The 18,448-nt window shown below is 64.6% G+C and carries 18 protein-coding genes; 8 read left to right on the forward strand and 10 right to left on the reverse strand.

Features of this window, described 5'->3' with window-relative positions:
- Positions 1–218 precede the first annotated feature (218 nt).
- The 5 genes from D002_RS0110005 to D002_RS0110025 all read left to right on the forward strand — a co-directional run bounded on the left by D002_RS0110005 (position 219) and on the right by D002_RS0110025 (position 6,338).
- Positions 219–1,325 (forward strand): GNAT family N-acetyltransferase/peptidase C39 family protein, encoded by a 1,107-nt coding sequence (locus tag D002_RS0110005; protein ID WP_018141787.1) that lies wholly within the window; start codon positions 219–221, stop codon positions 1,323–1,325.
- A gap of 2 nt (positions 1,326–1,327) precedes the next feature.
- Positions 1,328–2,797, forward strand: a complete 1,470-nt coding sequence (locus D002_RS0110010; RefSeq protein WP_018141788.1) for a RimK family protein — start codon at positions 1,328–1,330, stop codon at positions 2,795–2,797.
- A 54-nt stretch (positions 2,798–2,851) separates the two neighbouring features.
- Positions 2,852–4,882 (forward strand): site-specific recombinase, encoded by a 2,031-nt coding sequence (locus tag D002_RS0110015; protein ID WP_018141789.1) that lies wholly within the window; start codon positions 2,852–2,854, stop codon positions 4,880–4,882.
- Positions 4,872–5,894 (forward strand): alpha/beta hydrolase, encoded by a 1,023-nt coding sequence (locus D002_RS0110020; RefSeq protein WP_026181655.1) that lies wholly within the window; start codon positions 4,872–4,874, stop codon positions 5,892–5,894. Before D002_RS0110015 ends, D002_RS0110020 begins: the two co-directional genes overlap by 11 nt.
- A gap of 72 nt (positions 5,895–5,966) precedes the next feature.
- On the forward strand, positions 5,967–6,338 hold the full coding sequence (locus tag D002_RS0110025) for a YajD family HNH nuclease (RefSeq protein WP_018141791.1): 372 nt from the start codon (positions 5,967–5,969) through the stop codon (positions 6,336–6,338).
- 19 nt (positions 6,339–6,357) lie between these two features.
- Here D002_RS0110025 and D002_RS0110030 read toward each other — a convergent pair whose 3' ends face one another.
- Positions 6,358–6,939, reverse strand: coding sequence for a GNAT family N-acetyltransferase (locus D002_RS0110030; protein WP_018141792.1), 582 nt, complete (start codon positions 6,937–6,939; stop codon positions 6,358–6,360).
- A gap of 49 nt (positions 6,940–6,988) precedes the next feature.
- The gene (locus D002_RS0110035; RefSeq protein ID WP_018141793.1) at positions 6,989–8,023 is read right to left on the reverse strand and encodes a DUF21 domain-containing protein; all 1,035 of its coding nucleotides are present in this window, start codon (positions 8,021–8,023) and stop codon (positions 6,989–6,991) included.
- A gap of 249 nt (positions 8,024–8,272) precedes the next feature.
- On the opposite strand from D002_RS0110035, the gene D002_RS0110040 reads away from it, so the two are divergent.
- Positions 8,273–8,722, forward strand: coding sequence for a host attachment protein (locus D002_RS0110040; protein WP_018141794.1), 450 nt, complete (start codon positions 8,273–8,275; stop codon positions 8,720–8,722).
- A gap of 45 nt (positions 8,723–8,767) precedes the next feature.
- Here D002_RS0110040 and D002_RS0110045 read toward each other — a convergent pair whose 3' ends face one another.
- Positions 8,768–9,340, reverse strand: a complete 573-nt coding sequence (locus D002_RS0110045) for a histidine phosphatase family protein (RefSeq protein ID WP_018141795.1) — start codon at positions 9,338–9,340, stop codon at positions 8,768–8,770.
- A 102-nt stretch (positions 9,341–9,442) separates the two neighbouring features.
- Positions 9,443–10,039: a histidine phosphatase family protein gene (locus D002_RS0110050; RefSeq protein WP_018141796.1), complete on the reverse strand. Its 597-nt coding sequence runs from the start codon at positions 10,037–10,039 to the stop codon at positions 9,443–9,445.
- A gap of 138 nt (positions 10,040–10,177) precedes the next feature.
- On the opposite strand from D002_RS0110050, the gene D002_RS0110055 reads away from it, so the two are divergent.
- Positions 10,178–10,999: a proteasome-type protease gene (locus tag D002_RS0110055; protein ID WP_018141797.1), complete on the forward strand. Its 822-nt coding sequence runs from the start codon at positions 10,178–10,180 to the stop codon at positions 10,997–10,999.
- A 39-nt stretch (positions 11,000–11,038) separates the two neighbouring features.
- On the opposite strand, the gene D002_RS0110060 is transcribed toward D002_RS0110055, so the two are convergent.
- On the reverse strand, positions 11,039–11,998 hold the full coding sequence (locus D002_RS0110060; protein ID WP_026181657.1) for an alpha-E domain-containing protein: 960 nt from the start codon (positions 11,996–11,998) through the stop codon (positions 11,039–11,041).
- A 1-nt stretch (position 11,999) separates the two neighbouring features.
- Entirely contained in the window at positions 12,000–13,448 is a 1,449-nt protein-coding gene (locus D002_RS0110065) for a circularly permuted type 2 ATP-grasp protein (protein ID WP_018141799.1), read from the reverse strand.
- A gap of 131 nt (positions 13,449–13,579) precedes the next feature.
- On the opposite strand from D002_RS0110065, the gene D002_RS0110070 reads away from it, so the two are divergent.
- Positions 13,580–13,858 (forward strand): hypothetical protein, encoded by a 279-nt coding sequence (locus tag D002_RS0110070; protein WP_018141800.1) that lies wholly within the window; start codon positions 13,580–13,582, stop codon positions 13,856–13,858.
- A 287-nt stretch (positions 13,859–14,145) separates the two neighbouring features.
- On the opposite strand, the gene D002_RS0110075 is transcribed toward D002_RS0110070, so the two are convergent.
- The 4 genes from D002_RS0110075 to truB all read right to left on the reverse strand — a co-directional run bounded on the left by D002_RS0110075 (position 14,146) and on the right by truB (position 18,446).
- Positions 14,146–14,763, reverse strand: a complete 618-nt coding sequence (locus D002_RS0110075) for a class I SAM-dependent methyltransferase (protein WP_018141801.1) — start codon at positions 14,761–14,763, stop codon at positions 14,146–14,148.
- Positions 14,764–14,831: 68 nt separating this feature from the next.
- Positions 14,832–16,919, reverse strand: coding sequence for a polyribonucleotide nucleotidyltransferase (gene pnp / locus D002_RS0110080; protein ID WP_018141802.1), 2,088 nt, complete (start codon positions 16,917–16,919; stop codon positions 14,832–14,834).
- A gap of 125 nt (positions 16,920–17,044) precedes the next feature.
- Entirely contained in the window at positions 17,045–17,314 is a 270-nt protein-coding gene (gene rpsO, locus D002_RS0110085) for a 30S ribosomal protein S15 (protein WP_018141803.1), read from the reverse strand.
- A 169-nt stretch (positions 17,315–17,483) separates the two neighbouring features.
- Positions 17,484–18,446, reverse strand: a complete 963-nt coding sequence (gene truB / locus D002_RS0110090) for a tRNA pseudouridine(55) synthase TruB (protein WP_018141804.1) — start codon at positions 18,444–18,446, stop codon at positions 17,484–17,486.
- Between the last annotated feature and the right edge of the window lie 2 nt (positions 18,447–18,448).

Below are 18,448 nucleotides of genomic sequence, written 5' to 3' on the forward strand. Positions count from 1 at the left end.
GCCCGTACCGGGCGCAAACGAAAACGGCCAGGAGCAGCACCCGCGGGATGCGGCCCGGCCGTGACAACGGGCGCTATTGTGGACGCCCCAGCCCCGAAGCTCAACGTTGACAGGCCACACCCACCATGCTGTGACCTTCAGAAACGGGCGCCTCGGGCCCGTTAGGCACCCCCCACGAAATCACTTGTATACCCCCGCCCGACTGCCATACTTCGACTATGATCCGCACCGCGCTGCTTGACGACCTGCCCGCCCTGGTGGCGCTGGAGGAGCAAGCCTTTGCCAGCGACCGGCTCTCGCGGCGCCAGTTTCGCTACATGCTGACACGGGCCAACGCCCGGCTCCTGGTGGCCGAACAGAACGCGGCCCTGGTGGGTTATGTCCTGCTGCTGTTCAGCCGCGGCACCTCGATGGCACGGCTGTACTCGATCGCCGTACGCCCCGAGGCACGCGGACAAGGCCTAGCCAGGGCACTTGTTGCCGCGGCGGAGGAGGCCGCGCGCGAACACGAGTGTGCCTGGTTGCGACTGGAGGTGCGCAAGGACAACCCCGCTTCCAATGGCCTCTTCGAGGCACTCGGCTACCGCCGTATCGGGGAGTACGGCGACTACTACGCGGACCACATGGATGCCTGGCGCTACGAGAAATCGCTCGCGCCGCATCTGGATCAGGAAATGGTCCGCGTGCCGTTCTACGAGCAGACCCAGGACTTCACCTGTGGGCCGGCTGCAATCATGATGGCGATGAAGGCCCTGGCCCCCAACCTGGAGCTGGACCGGAAGCTGGAACTGCGCCTGTGGCGCGAGGCCACAACCATCTACATGACCTCCGGCCATGGCGGCTGCGGCCCGTACGGACTGGCGCTGGCCGCCGCCCACCGTGGCTTCGGCGTGGAGCTGGTCATCAACGACGAGCGCATGCCTTTACTGGATTCCGTGCGCAGCCCCGAGAAGAAGGAAGTGATGCGCCTGGTGCAGGAGGACATGCTGGAGGAGATCCAGACTCTGGGCCTGCCCCTGACCTACGGGACCTTGTCGGTAGACGACCTGAAGGCCCGCTTCGACGATGGCGGCGTGCCCGTGGTGCTGATCAGCTCCTGGCGTATCTATGGCGAGAAATTTCCACACTGGGTGGTAATCACCGGCTTCGACGAGCACTACGTCTACATGCACGACCCGTATGTGGACCACAACAACGACGAAATCCCCCTGGACTCCATCAACATGCCGATTCCACGCCGGGACTTTAACCGCATGGCGCGTTACGGCAAGGCCGGCCTCAGAGCCGTCCTGATCCTCTACCCGCGACCCGACACGCTGCCCTGAACATGGCCAACCACCTGCTGCTGATCGAACAACCCGAGGACTGGAAGCCGCATTTTCCGGACTACCCGGTCATGCTCGCACGCGACTACCTGGCCCACCCGCCGGCCACCGAGGGGCCGCCCCTGCGGGTCATCAACCTGTGCCGCGGGCACCGATACCTGAGTGTCGGATACTACTGCTCGCTGCTGGCCGAGGCCCGTCACCACCGGGTGGTGCCCACGGTACGCACCCTGCAGGACCTGTCGCGCAAATCCATCTACAGCCTGGACACCGGCGATATCGACCGCAAGGTGGCCCGAGTGCTCGGCCGGCGCGCCAGCCTGCAGGCGACCGCCTTCGAGATGATCGTGTTCTTCGGTCACTGCATCCCCGAAGCGATGCAGGAGATCGCCCAGCAGTTGTTCGCCATCTTCCCCGCCCCAATGTTCCGGGTCGAGTTCCGGCTGGCCGGGCAATGGCGGATCGAGGCCCTGCGCCCACTGTCCCTGCAAGACCTGACCAGCGAACAGGAGGAGGCCTTCTTCGCCGCCCTGGACGGGTATCTGGCGCGCCGCTGGCGCAAGCGTCGCGGGGCGCGCGGCGCGCGCTATGACCTGGCGATCCTGCAAAACCCGGAGGAAGCACTGCCGCCGTCCAACCGTGGCGCGCTCAAGCAGTTCATTCGCCACGGCCGCGCCCTCGGCCTGGAGGTGGAACTGATCCAACGCCGCGACCTCACGCGGCTGGCGGAGTACGACGCCCTGTTCATCCGCGAAACCACGCGCATCGATCACTACACCTACCGTTTCGCCCGCAAGGCCGAGGCCGAAGGCATGGTGGTGATCGACGATCCCGACTCCATCCTGCGCTGCACCAACAAGGTCTACCTGGCGGAGCTGCTGACCGCGCACCGGATTGCCACGCCACGAACCTTGATCGTCAGTCGCGACAACCTGCTCGCCGCCGAGGAGACGATCGGCTACCCGATCGTCCTGAAGATCCCGGACGGCTCGTTCTCGCGCGGGGTGTTCAAGGTCGAAAATCGTGACGAGCTGGAATCCACCGCACGGGGCCTGTTCCGCGAATCCGACCTGATCCTGGCGCAGGAATTCACCTACACCGAGTTCGACTGGCGCATCGGCATCCTGAACCGCCAGCCGCTGTACGCCTGCCAGTACTTCATGTCGCGCAAGCATTGGCAGATCGTGAACCACGCGGCCAAGGGCAGTGCCCGTGAAGGCGGCTTTCGTACCCTGCCCATCGAGGAGGCCCCGCCCACCGTGATCAAGACCGCGCTGCGCGCCGCTAACCGGATCGGCGACGGTCTGTACGGCGTGGACCTGAAACAGACGGCACATGGGGTGGTGGTCATCGAAGTAAACGACAACCCGAATCTGGATGCCGGGATTGAGGATGCCGTACTGGGCGAGCGGCTTTACCAGCGCATCCTGGAGGACCTCATCCGCCGCCTGGACCACCTGCGCCAACGCTGATTCAGGCCTGGGCAAGGCCCGTATAATGGACGCACGTAAACGCAAGGGACGGCCATGCCCCGCCAAGAGGATGCCACTCAGCTGCTCGACCGGCTGGCGAACGATCCACAATACGATCTCGCCGAGACCCTGCGCGCCATCATTGGCTGGTTGCGTCCGCCGGACCCTGACAATATCGCGCCAGTCATCGCGCGGATCGAGGATCTGGTCCTGGCCCTTGGCGACCGGCCAGAGCTGCGCGAACACCTCCGCGACCGCCTGGAGCAGGGGCTGGAAGATGCCCGCCATCTGACCCTGTATACCGGGATCGGGCTGTTCTCACGCAAGGGCTTTTTCCGCGAGGCGGCGGAGCTGTTGTACGAGCGGATCAATCCGCGGCCGATGGACCGCGCGGACCTGCGTGACGTGCTCTACCACGTATTCCACGATCCGAAAGACGCGATCTGGGTGGCACGACTTCCGGACGATGCCTGGTCGCGGCTGCTGCAGGCGCTGGGATGCCTGTCCGGTGAGCACCCCGGGGTGCTGCAGCGGGCCCGCGAAGAGGCCCTATACGCGCTGGAGATGCTCTCGATCTGGATCGCGGCGGAGGAGCTGGAACCGGAGCTGCTGCGTCTCGACCCTTCAATCGCCGAACGCAACTCTGCGTTTGTGGCCCAGGAACGCGAAATCTCCGCCTACGTACGCGACTACCGGCTCTGGCTGGAAGACCCTGATTACGAACGGGTAGACGATCGCCATGCGCGTGTCCTGCTGGAGCAGTGCAAAGAGCAGATCGACCGCCTGCGACGGCGCGCGATCACCCATGGCAACAGCCTGTCGCTGACCCACCTGATGGAACGTCTGGATCAGACCCTGGCCCGTATCCACAAACTGCTGGACCTGCTCGAGCCGAACAGCGGTGACGAACCGCGCCAGGCGGCAGTCGGCGTGTTCCGCGATCTGGTGACGATCAGTGCCCGCAGCCACGGCGTTCGCGCCCTATGGCAGGACAACATCCGCCTGGTCTCGCGCAGCGTGACCCAGCATGTCAGCGACACCGGCGAGCACTACATCACTCGCGACCGCAGCGAATACTTCCAGATGCTGCGCTCCGGGGCCGGGGCTGGCCTGATCATTGCGGTGATGGCGTTGATCAAGATTCAGGTCGAGGCCCTGGGGCTGTCCGAAGGCTGGAACACCCTATGGGTCAGCCTGAATTATGGCCTTGGCTTCGTACTGATCCATATCCTGCACTTCACCGTGGCCACCAAGCAGCCGGCGATGACGGCGGCGCGCCTAGCCGCCGCCATCGAGGAAACCGAGCGCGGAACCGCGGATCCTTCCAAACTGGCCGACCTGCTCATGCGGGTGGGGCGCTCGCAGTTCGCCGCGGTACTGGGCAACGTCGGCGTGGCGTTGCCGACCGCCATCCTGATCGGGCTGTTCGCATCCAGCCTGTTCAGTGCCCCGGTCTTGTCCAGCCACGAGATCGACTATCTGATGGACAGCCTGCGTCCGATCATGGGACTGGCATTGTTTTTCGCCGCCATTGCGGGTGTCTGGCTGTTCGTCTCCGGGCTGATTGCCGGCTTTTTCGACAACCGCTGCGCCTATCTCGACCTGCCCGGACGTCTACGCGAGCACCCGCTGCTGCGACGGCTGCTGCCGGAAGCCAGCCGCCATCGCCTGGCCGACTGGATTGGCTACAATTACGGCGCGCTGATCGGCAACTTCCTGTTCGGCGTCCTGCTGGGGGTGACCGGCTTCGTCGGCTACCTGCTAAACCTGCCGCTGGATATCCAGCACGTCGCCTTCGCCTCGGCCAACCTCGGCTATGTCACCGCCAGCGAGGCCCCGGGACTGCTCCTGTTCGGGCTGTTCCTGGTGTTCGTGCTACTGATTGGGGCGGTCAACCTGTGGGTCAGCTTCGGTCTTGCGCTGTATGTTGCACTGCGTGCGCGTGGGGTGCGCATGGGCGCCTTCGGGCGGGTCTTCCGCGCCTACGGTCGTCATCTGCGGAAGCGCCCTCGCGAGTTCCTGTTCCCACCCCGAACGGCGCCCACCTCTGATGGGGGGCCGGGCGACGAGACCGATGCGCGCTAGCACGTCCCTCCTTGCCGGGTGTCTGATCCTGATGCTCACCGGCTGCGCCGGGACGGTCCCCAGTGCCGGCGGAAGCGAGTTCCGGACACCATCGATGGCTCCCGATGCGGTCTACGCGGCCGACGGCGACCGTCTGCCGCTGCACCGCTGGGGACCGGAACAGCCCGAGCAGATCGTGCTCGCCCTGCACGGGTTCAACGACCACGGTGGCAGCATGCAGCCCCTGGGCGAGGCCCTGGCCGAACACGGTATCGCGGTCTACGCCTATGACCAACGCGGCTTTGGTGCCACGCGCAACGCCGGCTACTGGTCCGGCCACCGTCTAATGGCCGAGGACGCGCGCACCGTCCTTGATCTCCTGCACGAGCGCTATCCCGACCAGCCGCCCTACCTGATCGGCAAGAGCATGGGCGGTGGTGTGGCCCTCCTGGCGGCGACGCGCACCGACAGCGTCGGGTCACCACCCGTCATCGCGGGTACGGTGCTGATTGCCCCCGCGGTCTGGAGCCGCGGCGACATGCCCTGGTATCAGCGCTTCGGCCTCTGGCTGGGGGCGCGTCTAGCGCCCGGCTGGCGCCTGGACGGAGAAATGGCCGCCGACCTGGACATCCACCCCACGGATGACCCCGCGGTGCTGGAGCAGATGCGCGACGATCCCCTGGTGCTGCGCGATGCCCGCATCGACGCCCTGGACGGCCTGACCACCCTGATGACCCATGCCCTGGAGGCGGGACCCGACCTGCCCCCGCCCAGCCTGACGCTCTACGGGGCCCGCGATGACCTGGTGCCACCAGAACCCCTGGCGCGCCTGCTGGATGCGCTGACCGGGCAAGGGGTAGAGGGCCATCGCGCAGTCCTGTATCCCGAGGGCTACCACATGCTCACCCGCTACACCCGTGCCGCGACCACGTTCGAGGACATCGCCGCATGGCTCAAGGACCCGGAGGGCCGTATCCCCTCCGGGCACGAACGCACCCCGACCGGTCTGGCAGAGTACCTCCGCGAGCAATAGGGACCGCACGACACTGGCCGCCGCCCGCCATCGGCGTTACGGTTGAGACGCAACCCCGGAAGAGCCAATGCAATGACCGATTCGAAATCCAGCCGCCTTGATGACCTGGTCGCACGCAGCCGTCAGGACCAAGCCGAGCGCGAACGCGGCTATCGCGAACAGGCGCTGAAGATGTACTCCTGGGTTTGCGGGCGCTGCGGCCGCGAGTTCACCCGCACGAACCTGCGCGAACTGACGGTTCACCATCGCGACCACAACCATGACAACAACCCGTCGGACGGTAGCAACTGGGAACTGCTGTGCCTGTACTGTCACGATAATGAGCACCAGCGCTATACCGATGCCACCCCTGGTACCGGGGGCAGTGCCGCAGGTCCTTCGGCCACGCACAACCCGTTTGCCGGGCTAGCCGATCTGCTGAATCGAGACGACCACTCGAAATAGCGTACCCACCGCGTTCGGTTCACAACCGGCGCCACCAGAACTGCAGCGGCTTGAAGGTCTCCTCGGTCATGCCGATGTCCGGCCAGGGGAATTCACAGACCAGGCCCCCGGCCTTCTCGTAACCGCGTTTGGCCCAGAAGCCGTCCAGCGGCCGGTAGTTTGCCGGGCGCCGTGGGTGATCGTCCGGACGAATCACCGAACAGAAGACGGCATGGGCAAAACTCAACCTGCGGGCGGCCGCCTCGCGCTCGTCGAAAAAGCGATGCCCAGCCCCCTGGCCACGAAAGGCGGGCTCCAGCACCGATTCCGCCAGATAGTAATACGCCGCAGGTTCCAGCCCGCGCTCGACGAAAGGGGCCTGGAACTCCGCCTCGGCCGCAGCCAGCGGAAGCGCGGTGGAGGCCCCAACGACGCGCTCCCCGTCCAACGCCAGCACCAAGGTGCTGTCGGGGCAGTCGACATACTCCTGCAGATAGGCCTCTTCGTACTCCGGCGTGCCCTCGTAGAGATAGGGCCACTCGCGGAACACCGCAATGCGCAGGCGCGCCACGTCTTCCAGATAGGCCGCGATCCCGGCCCCTCCTACGGTCCTGAACTGCATCGACTCCCCTCAGCTCATGCGCTCGCTCTGATGCGATCGTCCCATACGCTCAATCCCCCGGTTCGGCCTCGGGGGCCAACCGCCCCACCCCACGCAGCAGCCGCCCGAGGATATCCGCCCCGCTGATCAGACGGCGCTGGCCCTCAGTCCAGAGCAGAATCACATCATTACCCACCACGGTGTCGCCGCTGCTGGCCGGTCGCACCTGAAAATAGGGCACCAGGCTGCCCAGACGGCGACTGGCGTCACGCACCACCAGCGGTCGATGACAATGGTCTTGCGGATCGAACCCCTCCGGCGCAAAAAGGGCCTCGCGGGTCAGGTCCGCGGCGCGTAACACCACCCGTGGCTCGCCCTCGCGATCGGTAATGACGACCCAACCCCGCCCCGCACGATTGATCCGGTGCAGGAACGGATCGTCGATACGCGGCTGGATCGCCGGGAACACCGGGCGATTCTCCATAAACTCCAGCTCCAACACACTGTCCGGGTCCAAGGCCTCGCCCTCATGCTGGACCAGGATGTCGTCCAGCTCCAGAAAATTGCGGGCGCCACGCCCCTCGACCCGCGTGATCTCGCTGTCGCGCGCCTGGATATGCAGGTCGATCAGGTGGTGCAGATCGCGCTCGGGAAGGAAGCGGACTTCCTCGCCCCCCAACCAGCGGTCCAGCACCCATGCCGTCGGTCGCGCAACGGGATACATCAGGACTTGATAGAAGCGCAGTACCGGATACAAGGCGCCCGCCACCCGCAGGGCATGCCGCGAGAAATACGACTGCGGAAGAATCTCGGCAAAGATCGTGATCACCACGGTGGAGAACAGGAAGGCCGCCACGCCACCCATCACCGACCCCGAGAGCAGTGCCAGCATCACGTTGACCGCCACATTGCCCCAAAGGATGGTCACCAGCGCAAAGTTGGCATCACCCCGCAGGGCCAACAGGCGCTCGGCGCGCGCATCCCCCTTCTGCGCCTCGACCTCCAGCTCCAGCTTGCTGCGCGAGAACAGCCCCAGATTCAACCCGGACAGGATGGCCGATTGGGACAGGCAGACGAGGATGCCCAGCCATGTCAGGAGGCTCATGGTTTCACTCTCCGCGCAGATGATGGACACAGGGTTTACAGGCTCAGGGTAGCGCGTACCGCATTGTGCGCATCCGCACGGAACTCCGAATCGACCACCCCCAACCCTCTCTCGACACCCGGAAGAACATCTACACTCGGAGACGGGGCCGGCACCAACCGGGCCGACCCCCTAGCGGCCCCACCGGTTGGCAACGCCAGTATGGCGATCGGCCGCAGGGGCCACCGTCTTCGCTACAGGAGGATCTGCATGGATACTGTCTGGATCGTTGTCGCCGACGCCGCACGCGCCCGCATCTTCGCTTGCGAGGGTCGCGCCTGCCAGGGAATGCACGAGAGCGAAACGCTCTCGCACAGCGAGTCCCGCGCCCATAACCAGGATCTCGTCTCGGATCGCCCAGGGCGCAGCTGGAGCAGTGCCAGCGGGGATGCCCGCCACGCCATGCAGGACAGCACCGACCCCGCCGCCAACGAACGCAACCGCTTTGCCCGCGAGGTCGCCGAGCGCCTGAAGTCGGCCTACCACGACGGCACCTTCAAACGCCTCGTGATTGTCGCCGCGCCCTCGTTCCTTGGGGCCCTGCGCGACATGCTCGACCCGACCGTCGCCCAGAGCGTAACCGCCGAGGTGGCGAAGAACGTCACCAAGTCCACGGACGCGGCGACCCTGCGCAAACATCTGCCCGACTTCCTGTACTAACAAACCCGATCGGGGCCGCGGCATGGCGCGGCCCCGATCGGTTCATCAATCTCCCAGATCGTCCGGCTTCAACGTACCGAGCAGACGCGGCCCGTCCGGGTGCGACTCGAATATGGCCATCTCCGCCTCCTCAATCTCCACATCCACCGCATGGCGCAGGTTCAGGTCGTGCCCCACCACCACGATGTTTTTTTGGAGATCCTCGGGCGGCGTGTTCAGATGCCGCCGCAGGCCCTCGATAAGGTCGTCGCGGCGTTCCTCATCCCGAATGATCGGCAAATTGTAAAGCTCGAAGCGGATGTCGTACTCGCCAAAGGCGTAGTGGGCCGTCTCCCAGTTACGACAAAACTCGCTGCTCAGGATCTGTTCAACCGCAATAGAGTGGCGCTCGAAGCCCTCTCCCACCTGCCGCGCCTGTTCGCGACCCTGGGTACTCAGGTTGCGTTGTCCCGCGCAGTCGTCCATATCCGAAAGGTCGTAGTCGTCATGCGAACGATCCGTGGCCGCGTGGCGCCAGAACACCACCAACCCGCCGGCCTGGAGGCGCTCGATCAACACCGGGGGTTCCAGGGATTCGGCACTGGCGGCGCTAGCCAGCATCATGAACAGCCCCGTCATGCTGGCAGTCATCAATCGTCGCACCGGTCTACTCCTTCGGATCTTCCCGCATTGCATATCCCAATGAGTAGACGATCCGCGTAGTGACTGTCCACTCCGACGTCAGCGGAAATCGTCCGGCGTCAGGATTCCGATCACACGGGGTGTGTCACCGCCCGGCTCGAAGACGGCGATCTCGCCCTCGTCAATCTGGACGCGGGCGGCGCGTTGCAGATTGATGTTGTGCCCAACGATGACCACGTTCTTCTCGGCATCCTCCGGGGCGGTCACCAGATAGCGCTGCAACGCCGTGACCAGGTCCTGCTGGCGCTGGCGATCACGCACCGGCGGCACGTTGAAGAGGTCCTCGCGAACCTCCCAGGACTCTTCGCCGAAGGCGATCCTTGCGCTATCGATATTGCGGCAGAATGGCGAAGTCAGGATGCGCTCGACCGGGATGGCGTGATCGTCGAAGCCTTTACCTACCTTGCGCGCCTGATCCCGCCCATGGTCATTCAGATTGCGTTGCACCTCGCAGCGACTCATGTCGGACAGGTCGGTATCACGCTGACTCCGATCCGTGGCGGCATGGCGCCAATAGATCACCAAACCACCTTCCTGCATGCGTTCCAGCAACGCCTCTGGTTCAAGGGAATCAGCGGACACGATCGCCAACGGGAAGACCAGCAGGATCAGGCACAGCAAACCGCGACGCAGCATGAGAACCTCCGAAAAAGTGGTATCGAGCAGGGTAATGGACCGCCGCCGAGCCGCCCCGGTTCAGCGGAGCTCGCGTTGACGCCCCCCGAGACCAGCCCTAGTATGCCGTCACTGCCTTGCCCGGAACCCCGAGCCCTCATGACCTATTGTGTCGCCATTGATCTGGACGACGGCCTCGTCTTCGCCTCCGACTCCCGTACCAATGCGGGAGTCGACCAGGTCAGTACGTACAGCAAGATGCACACCTTCGAGATCGAGGGTCAGCGGGTCTTCGTGGTCCTGGCCGCCGGCAACCTGGCGACCACGCAATCGGTGGTGCAGCAGCTCAAGCGCGATATGGAGGAAGGGGCGGAGGAAAGCCTGGCGACCGTGGAGCGCATGTCGGATGCGGCGGACTACCTGGGGCGACTCAATCGCGAAGAGGCCGAGAAACACTCCGAGGCGCTCTCCCGTTCCGGTATCAAGGCCGAGGCCACCCTGATTATCGGTGGCCAGATCGGGGACGACACGCCAGCCATCTATATGGTCTACCCGCAGGGCAACTACATCACCACCTCGCAGCAGACGCGGTTCCTGCAGATTGGCGAGAGCAAATACGGCAAGCCGATCCTCGATCGCATCATCGAGCCGACCACCCCGCTGGGAGACGCGGCTCGCTGCGCCCTGGTCTCGATCGACTCGACCATTCGTTCCAACCTGACCGTGGGCCCGCCGATCGAGGTCATGGTGTACGAGCGCGGCACCCTGACCTTCGACCATTACCTGTGCCTGGAGACGGACGACGACTATCTGCGCTCGCTTACCCAGGCCTGGGACGCAAACATCAAGAAGGCCTTTACCGACCTGCCGCGCTTCGACTGGGAGTCCGCTCACACGCGCAAGCAGCGCGGAACGCGGGTCAGCCGCGGCTCCGGCAAGTCCGCGGCCACTGCGGGCAAGGAAAAGAAAACCCGCCGCTGAAAGGCTCGCAGGTGCGCCTGCAAGCCTTTCAATGCCGGTCTATGCGGCCTGGGTCTGCGTCTGCGCTGGCGCGATCCGGAACCAGGTCTCGACGTTGGCGCCGTGAATATCCCCGATATCCCGCTGCAACACATCCATAAAGGCGTGTAGACCGTCTTCGTTGATCAGCTCGTCCACATGCGCGCTGGCGGCGTGGCGGCGTGCCTGAATCACCAGACGTAGGGGCAGTTCGTTGTTGGGCAGTTTCTCCAGCGCGTCCTGCACCTGGGTCAGCGCGTGGGTCACCGAGCGCGGGAAGGCCGTGTCCTGCAACAGGAACCGCACCACGTCCACGCCGTTGATCCGGCGCTTCACGTGCTGGCGGTACATCTGGAAGCCGCTCCCCGAGCGCAGGATGCTGGTCCACAGCAGCCCCTCATAGGGCTCGGGATCCTCGCCATCCTTCTTAAGTAGCTTCAGCGCACCGACGTCGACATGCCGCGTGGACATGTCGGCACGTTCCAGGTTGCGGCCCAGACGGATGAAGTCGTAGGCGGCGTCATGGCTCATGGTGCCGGCCAGCAGCCCGGTCAGGGTCTGGCAACGCTGCACCACCGCGGAGAGGAACTCGAAACGGCCGCGCTTGCCGATGCCCTGATCGATATGGTCGCGGGCAAACAGATAGAGCTCGTTCATCACCTCCCACGCCTCGGAAGGCACCAGGTCGCGCGTGGTCCGCACATTCTCGCGCGCCGCGCGCAACGAATTGAGCACCGAACTCGGGTTGTCGGAATCCGCCAGCAGGAACTTCACACAGTTGCGTTCATCATCCCGCTGGTAGTGGTTATCGAACAGATCTTCGTTCCCGGTCACGTCGACCAGTCCCTTCCAGGACAGCTGTACCGATTTCGGCATGTCCAGCGCCAGAAGATTGAAGGCCATGACCATGCGCGCCGTATTCTCGGCGCGCTCGACGTAGCGCGCCATCCAGTACACACGTTCTGCGACTCTCGAGAGCATCTCAGTTCTCCTCGTCCACGATCCAGGTGTCCTTGCTGCCGCCACCCTGGGAGGAATTCACCACCAGGGAGCCCTTGCGCATCGCCACGCGGGTCAGGCCACCCGCCGTCACGTCCGTGCGCACGCCCTGCAGGATGAAGGGCCGCAGGTCCAGGTGGCGCGGCTCGATGTCGTCGCCGCAAAGGGTCGGTGCAACCGAAAGATCCAGGGTCGGCTGGGCAATGTAGTTGCGCGGGTCCTTCTTGATCAGCTGGGCAAACTCGGCGCGCTGCTTCTTGGTCGCGTGCGGACCGACCAACATGCCGTAGCCCCCGGATTCGTTGGCCGGCTTCACGACCAGCTCGTCGAGGTGATCCAGCACATACGCCCGGTCTTTCTCATTCACGCAGAGATAGGTCGGCACATTGGGGATGATCGGCTCCTGGTCCAGGTAGTAGCGGATAATGTCCGGCACAAAGGCGTACATCACCTTGTCGTCCGCGACCCCCGCGCCCGGCGCATTCGCCAGGCCCACGTTACCCTGGCGCCAGGCGCGCATCAGCCCGGGCACGCCGAGCATGGAATCCGGATTGAAGACCTCGGGGTCGAGGAATTCGTCATCAATGCGCCGATAGATGACATCCACCCGTTCCAGACCATCAATGGTGCGCATGTAGACGCAGTCATCGTCGCCGACCACCAAGTCCGCACCCTCGACCAGCTCGGCACCCATGCGCTGGGCAAGGAAGGAGTGCTCGAAGTACGCCGAGTTATAGATCCCCGGGGTCAGTACCGCAATCTCGGGGTAATCCTGCGGCCGTGGCGAGAGCGACGCCAGCATGTCGAAGAGCTGTGTGGGGTACTCATCCACCGGGAGGATGCTGGAGTTTTCGAACAATTCCGGGAACACCCTCTTGGTGACCTGCCGGTTCTCCAGCATGTAGGAGACCCCGGACGGTACGCGCAGGTTGTCCTCCAGCACGTAGAACTGGCCCTTGCCGTCACGCACCAGGTCCGAGCCGCAGATGTGCGCCCAGACGCCCTGGGGAGGCTTGATACCGACGCACTGCTCGCGGAAATTCTTGGACTGGTTCAGCACGTAGCGCGGGATCACCTTGTCCTTGAAGATCCGCTGCTCGTTGTAGATATCGTCGATGAACAGGTTCAGCGCATTCAAACGCTGCTCGAGGCCGGCCGAGACCTGATCCCATTCCTTGCGGGCAATCACGCGGGGGATGATGTCGAACGGCCACGCGCGGTCGATGTTCTCGCCTTCGGTGTACACCGTAAAACTGATCCCCATTTCCAGAATGGCGCTGTCAGCGGCCTGCTTGCGACTTTGAATCTCACCCTCGTCCAGCGAGGCCAGGTACTCCGCCAGGGCCTTTCCCGGGGCACGTGGCTTACCGGGCTTCTTGATCAGTTCGTCATAGAACGGGGCGGGGTCGTAACGCTTCCAGTCGATGGCCATTCGTCGGATCCTCTGACGTGGAGATGGTGTTGCTCTACAGTAACGCCTTTGCCGCGCACCCTGCTGGTGCAACCGTCGGAGAGCGCCTGGCGCTCGTACTTTCGTCCCCTGCCATCCGTCCGAGGTTCCCGATGTCGTCGACACTCGACCAACGCCTGATCGAACTCTTCCAGCATCCCCGCATTCAGGGCTGCAACTGGCAACCGAGGCTTTTTTGGCATCCGGCCGCGGACGGCAGCGCGTTCGGCCCGCTGCGGGTGGACGGACGTGAGCTGGAGGTGTTCCTGGCGACCATCATCGGCGAGCCCTCCAGCGAACGGGCGGCGCTGGACCAGGAACAGGAAGGGAGAGGTCACTTCATCGCGGCCAACGCACGCCGCCACGAGTTACCGTTGTTTACCCGCCGCTGACTGCCCTGCCGGCGCGATGACCCGGAACACCGTCATCGCGAGGAGCGCAGCGACGTGGCGACCTCCGTGGGAACCCCCGGCGCCGGCCGGGACGAACGTCGGGGGTTTCGGCCGGAGGTTACTCGCTGCGCTCGCCCTTTGGGCCGGCCTGCGGCCGTTCAACGCGCTTCGCACTTTTGTGCCACGGCCCGTGCGGGGCCCCGGAATGACGGGGGGCAGGAAGAAGCACTGTTATCGCGAGGAGCGAAGTGAAGGGGCGATCTCCGGGGCCAACCCCGGCGCCGGACTCAGGCCGGCTTGCGGAATTCGACCTGCTTCCAGTAGCCGAACAGGCTCGCCGGGGCGACCATGCAGGGCTCCTGGCCGGTCACCCGCACGAAGTCCTCGTACTCCATGTCCGGACGGAAACCGACGGCCTTGGAGAGCGGACGCAGGCAGCGCTCGAAGCCGCGCAACAGCCATTGCTGTGAGGCAAAGTGATTAACCACGAGGAGCCGCCCACCGGGACGGCAGACGCGCCACATCTCGGAGAACAGGGCATCCGGATTGGGCACAACGGTGGCGACATACATCGCCACCACCGCATCGAAGCTGTCATCGGCAAAACCGAGGCGCTCGGCATCCATCTCGCACAGACCGGACACCGCCGGAAGCCCCCCGTTCAGGCGCCCACGGGCCACTTCCAGCATCTCCCGCGAGACATCGATACCGACCACCTCACAGTCATCCGGGTAGTCCGGCAACGAGATCCCCGTGCCCACCCCAACCTCGAGGATGCGCTTGCCGGACAGCGGCGCCAATGTCTCCTGCGCACTCGCCCGCCCGGTAGCAAAGACCCGCCCAAAGGTCGAGTCGTAATGCCGGGCGTAGCGCCGGTAGCTCTTACGAATACTGACGAGATCCATGCCGAAGCGTCCTGAATCTGAATGGCCGGACGCCGGGATTCCGGCGACCGCAAGCGAACCGAGTCCGATCAGGACTCGGGTTCGACCGCCTTCATGCTCAGGCGAATGCGCCCCTGCTTGTCCACTTCCAGGACGCGCACGGTGACGGAATCACCCTCGGAGAGGAAATCACTCACGTTTTCGACGCGCTCGTCGGAAATCTGCGAGATATGCACCAGACCATCGCGTCCGGGCAGGATCGAGACGAAGGCGCCAAAGTCCATGATCTTGGCGACCTTGCCGGTGTACTGACGACCCACTTCGATGTCGGCGGTCAGCTCTTCGATACGGCGCTTGGCTTCGAGCCCGGCGGCCTGATCGGTGGAGGATACCTTCACCGTGCCATCGTCCTGGATGTCGATGTTTGCACCGGTCTCTTCGGTCAGGGCGCGGATGGTGGCGCCGCCCTTGCCGATCACATCGCGGATCTTGTCCGGGTTGATCTTCATGGTGATAAAGCGCGGCGCATGCGAGGACATCTCTTCGCGATGGCTTGGCAGCACCTCGTTCATGCAACCGAGGATGTGCATGCGGCCTTCGCGCGCCTGGGCCAGCGCCCGCTCCATGATCTCGCGGGTGATCCCGTCGATCTTAATGTCCATCTGCAACGCGGTGACGCCGTTGGTGGTCCCCGCCACCTTGAAGTCCATGTCGCCCAGATGGTCCTCGTCACCGAGGATATCGGAGAGCACGGCAAAGCGGTCGCCTTCCTTGATCAGGCCCATCGCGATCCCGGCCACCGGCGCCTTCAGTGGCACCCCGGCGTCCATCAGCGCCAGGGAGGTCCCGCAGACCGAGGCCATGGAGCTGGAGCCGTTGGATTCGGTGATCTCGGAGACCACGCGGATCACGTAGGGAAAGTCCTCGTCATTCGGCATCACGGCTGCGACACCCCGCTTGGCGAGGCGCCCGTGGCCGATTTCGCGGCGCTTGGGCGAACCGACGAAACCGGTTTCACCAGTGCAGTAGGGCGGGAAGTTGTAATGCAGCATGAAGCGATCGCGGCGTTCGCCCTCGATCGCATCAATCACCTGGGCGTCACGGTCGGTCCCGAGGGTCGCGACCACCAGTGCCTGCGTCTCGCCGCGGGTGAACACGGCGGTCCCGTGGGCGCGCGGCAGCACCCCGGTAGTAATGGTGATCGGGCGCACGGTCTTCGTGTCGCGGCCGTCGATACGCGGATTGCCATCCAGAATGCGGTCACGCACCAGGCGGTATTCGAGATCGTGGAACGCCGTCTTCACGTCATCGGCGCTCGGACCCGACTCATCGTCGCGGGCAAGCGCCTCGACCGACTTCGAACGCAGCTCACTGATACGTTGGGTACGCGCCTGTTTCTCGGCAATCTGGTAGGCCGCGATCAGGTCGTCGCCCACTACGCCCTTCACCTGATCTTCCAGCGATTCGATGGTGGCCGGGGCTTCCCATTCCCAGGCCGGCTTGCCGGCCTCGGCGGCTAGTTCCTTGATCGCCTGGATGGCGGCCTGCATCTGTTCGTGCCCGAACATCACCGCACCCAGCATCGCCTCTTCGGAGAGCTGCTTGGCCTCGGATTCCACCATCAGCACGGCGTTCTCGGTACCTGCCACCACGAGATCAAGGTCGGATTCCGCCAGGGCGCTATAGGTCGGGTTCAGCAGGTACTCACCGGCACGATAACCCACTCGCGCGGCACCAATGGGGCCGGCAAACGGGACACCGGACAGGGCCAACGCGGCCGAGGTACCGAGCATCGCGGGGATATCGGGATCCACCTCGGGGTTGATCGACATGACGGTCGCAACCACCTGCGTCTCGTTTTTGAAGCCTTCGGGGAACAGCGGACGGATGGGGCGATCAATCAGGCGCGAAGTCAGAGTTTCCTTCTCGCTCGGCCGTCCTTCGCGCTTGAAAAACCCGCCCGGAATCTTGCCCGCGGCGTAGGTGCGTTCCTGATAGTTCACGGTCAGCGGGAAGAAGTCGCGGCCCGGTTCGGCCTCCTTGCGGGCCACCACGGTGACCAGGACCACGGTCTCGGCCATGTTGACGAGGACGGCGCCACTGGCCTGGCGAGCGATGTCACCGGTCTCGAAGGTGACGGTATGGTTTCCGTACTGGAACGACTTCTTATATGCCACGTTATATCCCGTTTCCCGTAGTGCGTGCGTCTTTCTTACGTGCGATGGGCCCGGCAACACCCCTGTGTGCCCGGCCCCGAAACTGAACGGGCCCGCACCAATGGCGCGGGCCCGTTATGCCGGCCTTAGCGGCGCAGGCCAAGTTCCTTAACCAGGGCCTGATAGCGGTCCTGGTCATGGCGCTTGAGGTAGGTCAGCAGCTTGCGGCGCTGACTCACCATTTTCAGCAACCCGCGACGCGAGTGATGATCCTGCTTGTGCTTTTCGAAATGGCCCATCAGATGCTGGATGCGGGCCGTCAGCAGCGCGACCTGGACTTCCGGCGAACCGGTGTCGTTGGGATCCCGCTTGTGCTTCTCGACAATGGCCGATTTTTCTTCGGTAGTGAGCGACATTAAAACCTGACTCCTGAAATTTCTGAACCGTTAACCGACCAGTGGCGCTGGCGATAGGCGGGGAATGGTATCACGAGGCGGGAGCGAGTGAACAGGAACCAACGGTGCGAATCAGAGTCTTCGCTGGGCATCACGACCCCGGGCGCGCAGGCGCCCCGACGAGCATCGCCTATGCTGCGGGCACAAACAGCCGCCGGGCCAGCACCTGACCCTCGCCATCCTGAACGCCCACCGCGAGAAACCCGCCATCGGCCGCGAACACACGTACCAGGGGCCACCCTGTATCCTCTTCGGCCGGGGCATCGGCAGCGCCCGGCGCCGCGGCGATCACGGCGGTACCCGACGCGGGATTGCCATGCCGCATGGCGGCGCTGGCAGCCGCATCCAGCGTGACCGACGGCCAGTGAGCCAAGGCCGCCTCTGCCGGCTGCAGCATGGCCTCGATCGCCGCCGCCCCACCCGCCTCGAAGGCCGCTTCGATGGCATCCAGCGAGACCATCGCATCCGCATCGAAATGCCCATGGCCGACCCGGTGCAGGGTATCCACTGCCGCACCACAACCGAGGGCATGCCCGATATCTGCGACCAGCGAACGGATATAGGTCCCCTTGGAACAGTGGACCTCCAGACGCAGCCGATCCGGGCCCACGGCCTCGATCTTCAGGGAATGAATCTGGACCGGACGCGGCGGGCGGTCGACCTCGACGCCCTGACGCGCCAACTCGTACAGACGCTTGCCCTGATGCTTGAGCGCCGACACCATGGGGGGAACCTGTTTCTGTGCCCCGCTAAACCGACGCTCCAGGTCGCGCAGCATGGCTTCGTCGATCGTCGGGATCGGCGCCTCGCGAATCACCGCACCATCGAGATCCGCACTGTCGGTCTCGACTCCCAGTTGCGCCTCGGCGATGTAGCGCTTGTCGGCATCGAGCAACCAGCCGGACACCTTGGTGGCCTGCCCGAAGCACAGCGGCAAAAGGCCAGTCGCCCGCGGGTCCAATGCCCCGGTGTGACCGGCCTTTTTCGCCTGCAACAGATATTTGACCCGCCCCAGGGCCTGGTTGGAGCTGCGCCCACGGGGCTTGTCCAGCAACAGAATGCCGTCGACCTCGCGCCGCTTGCTGCTCGCCATGG

The sequence above is a fragment of the Thioalkalivibrio sp. ALJ7 genome, from assembly GCF_000376865.1.
Classification (GTDB): domain Bacteria; phylum Pseudomonadota; class Gammaproteobacteria; order Ectothiorhodospirales; family Ectothiorhodospiraceae; genus Thioalkalivibrio.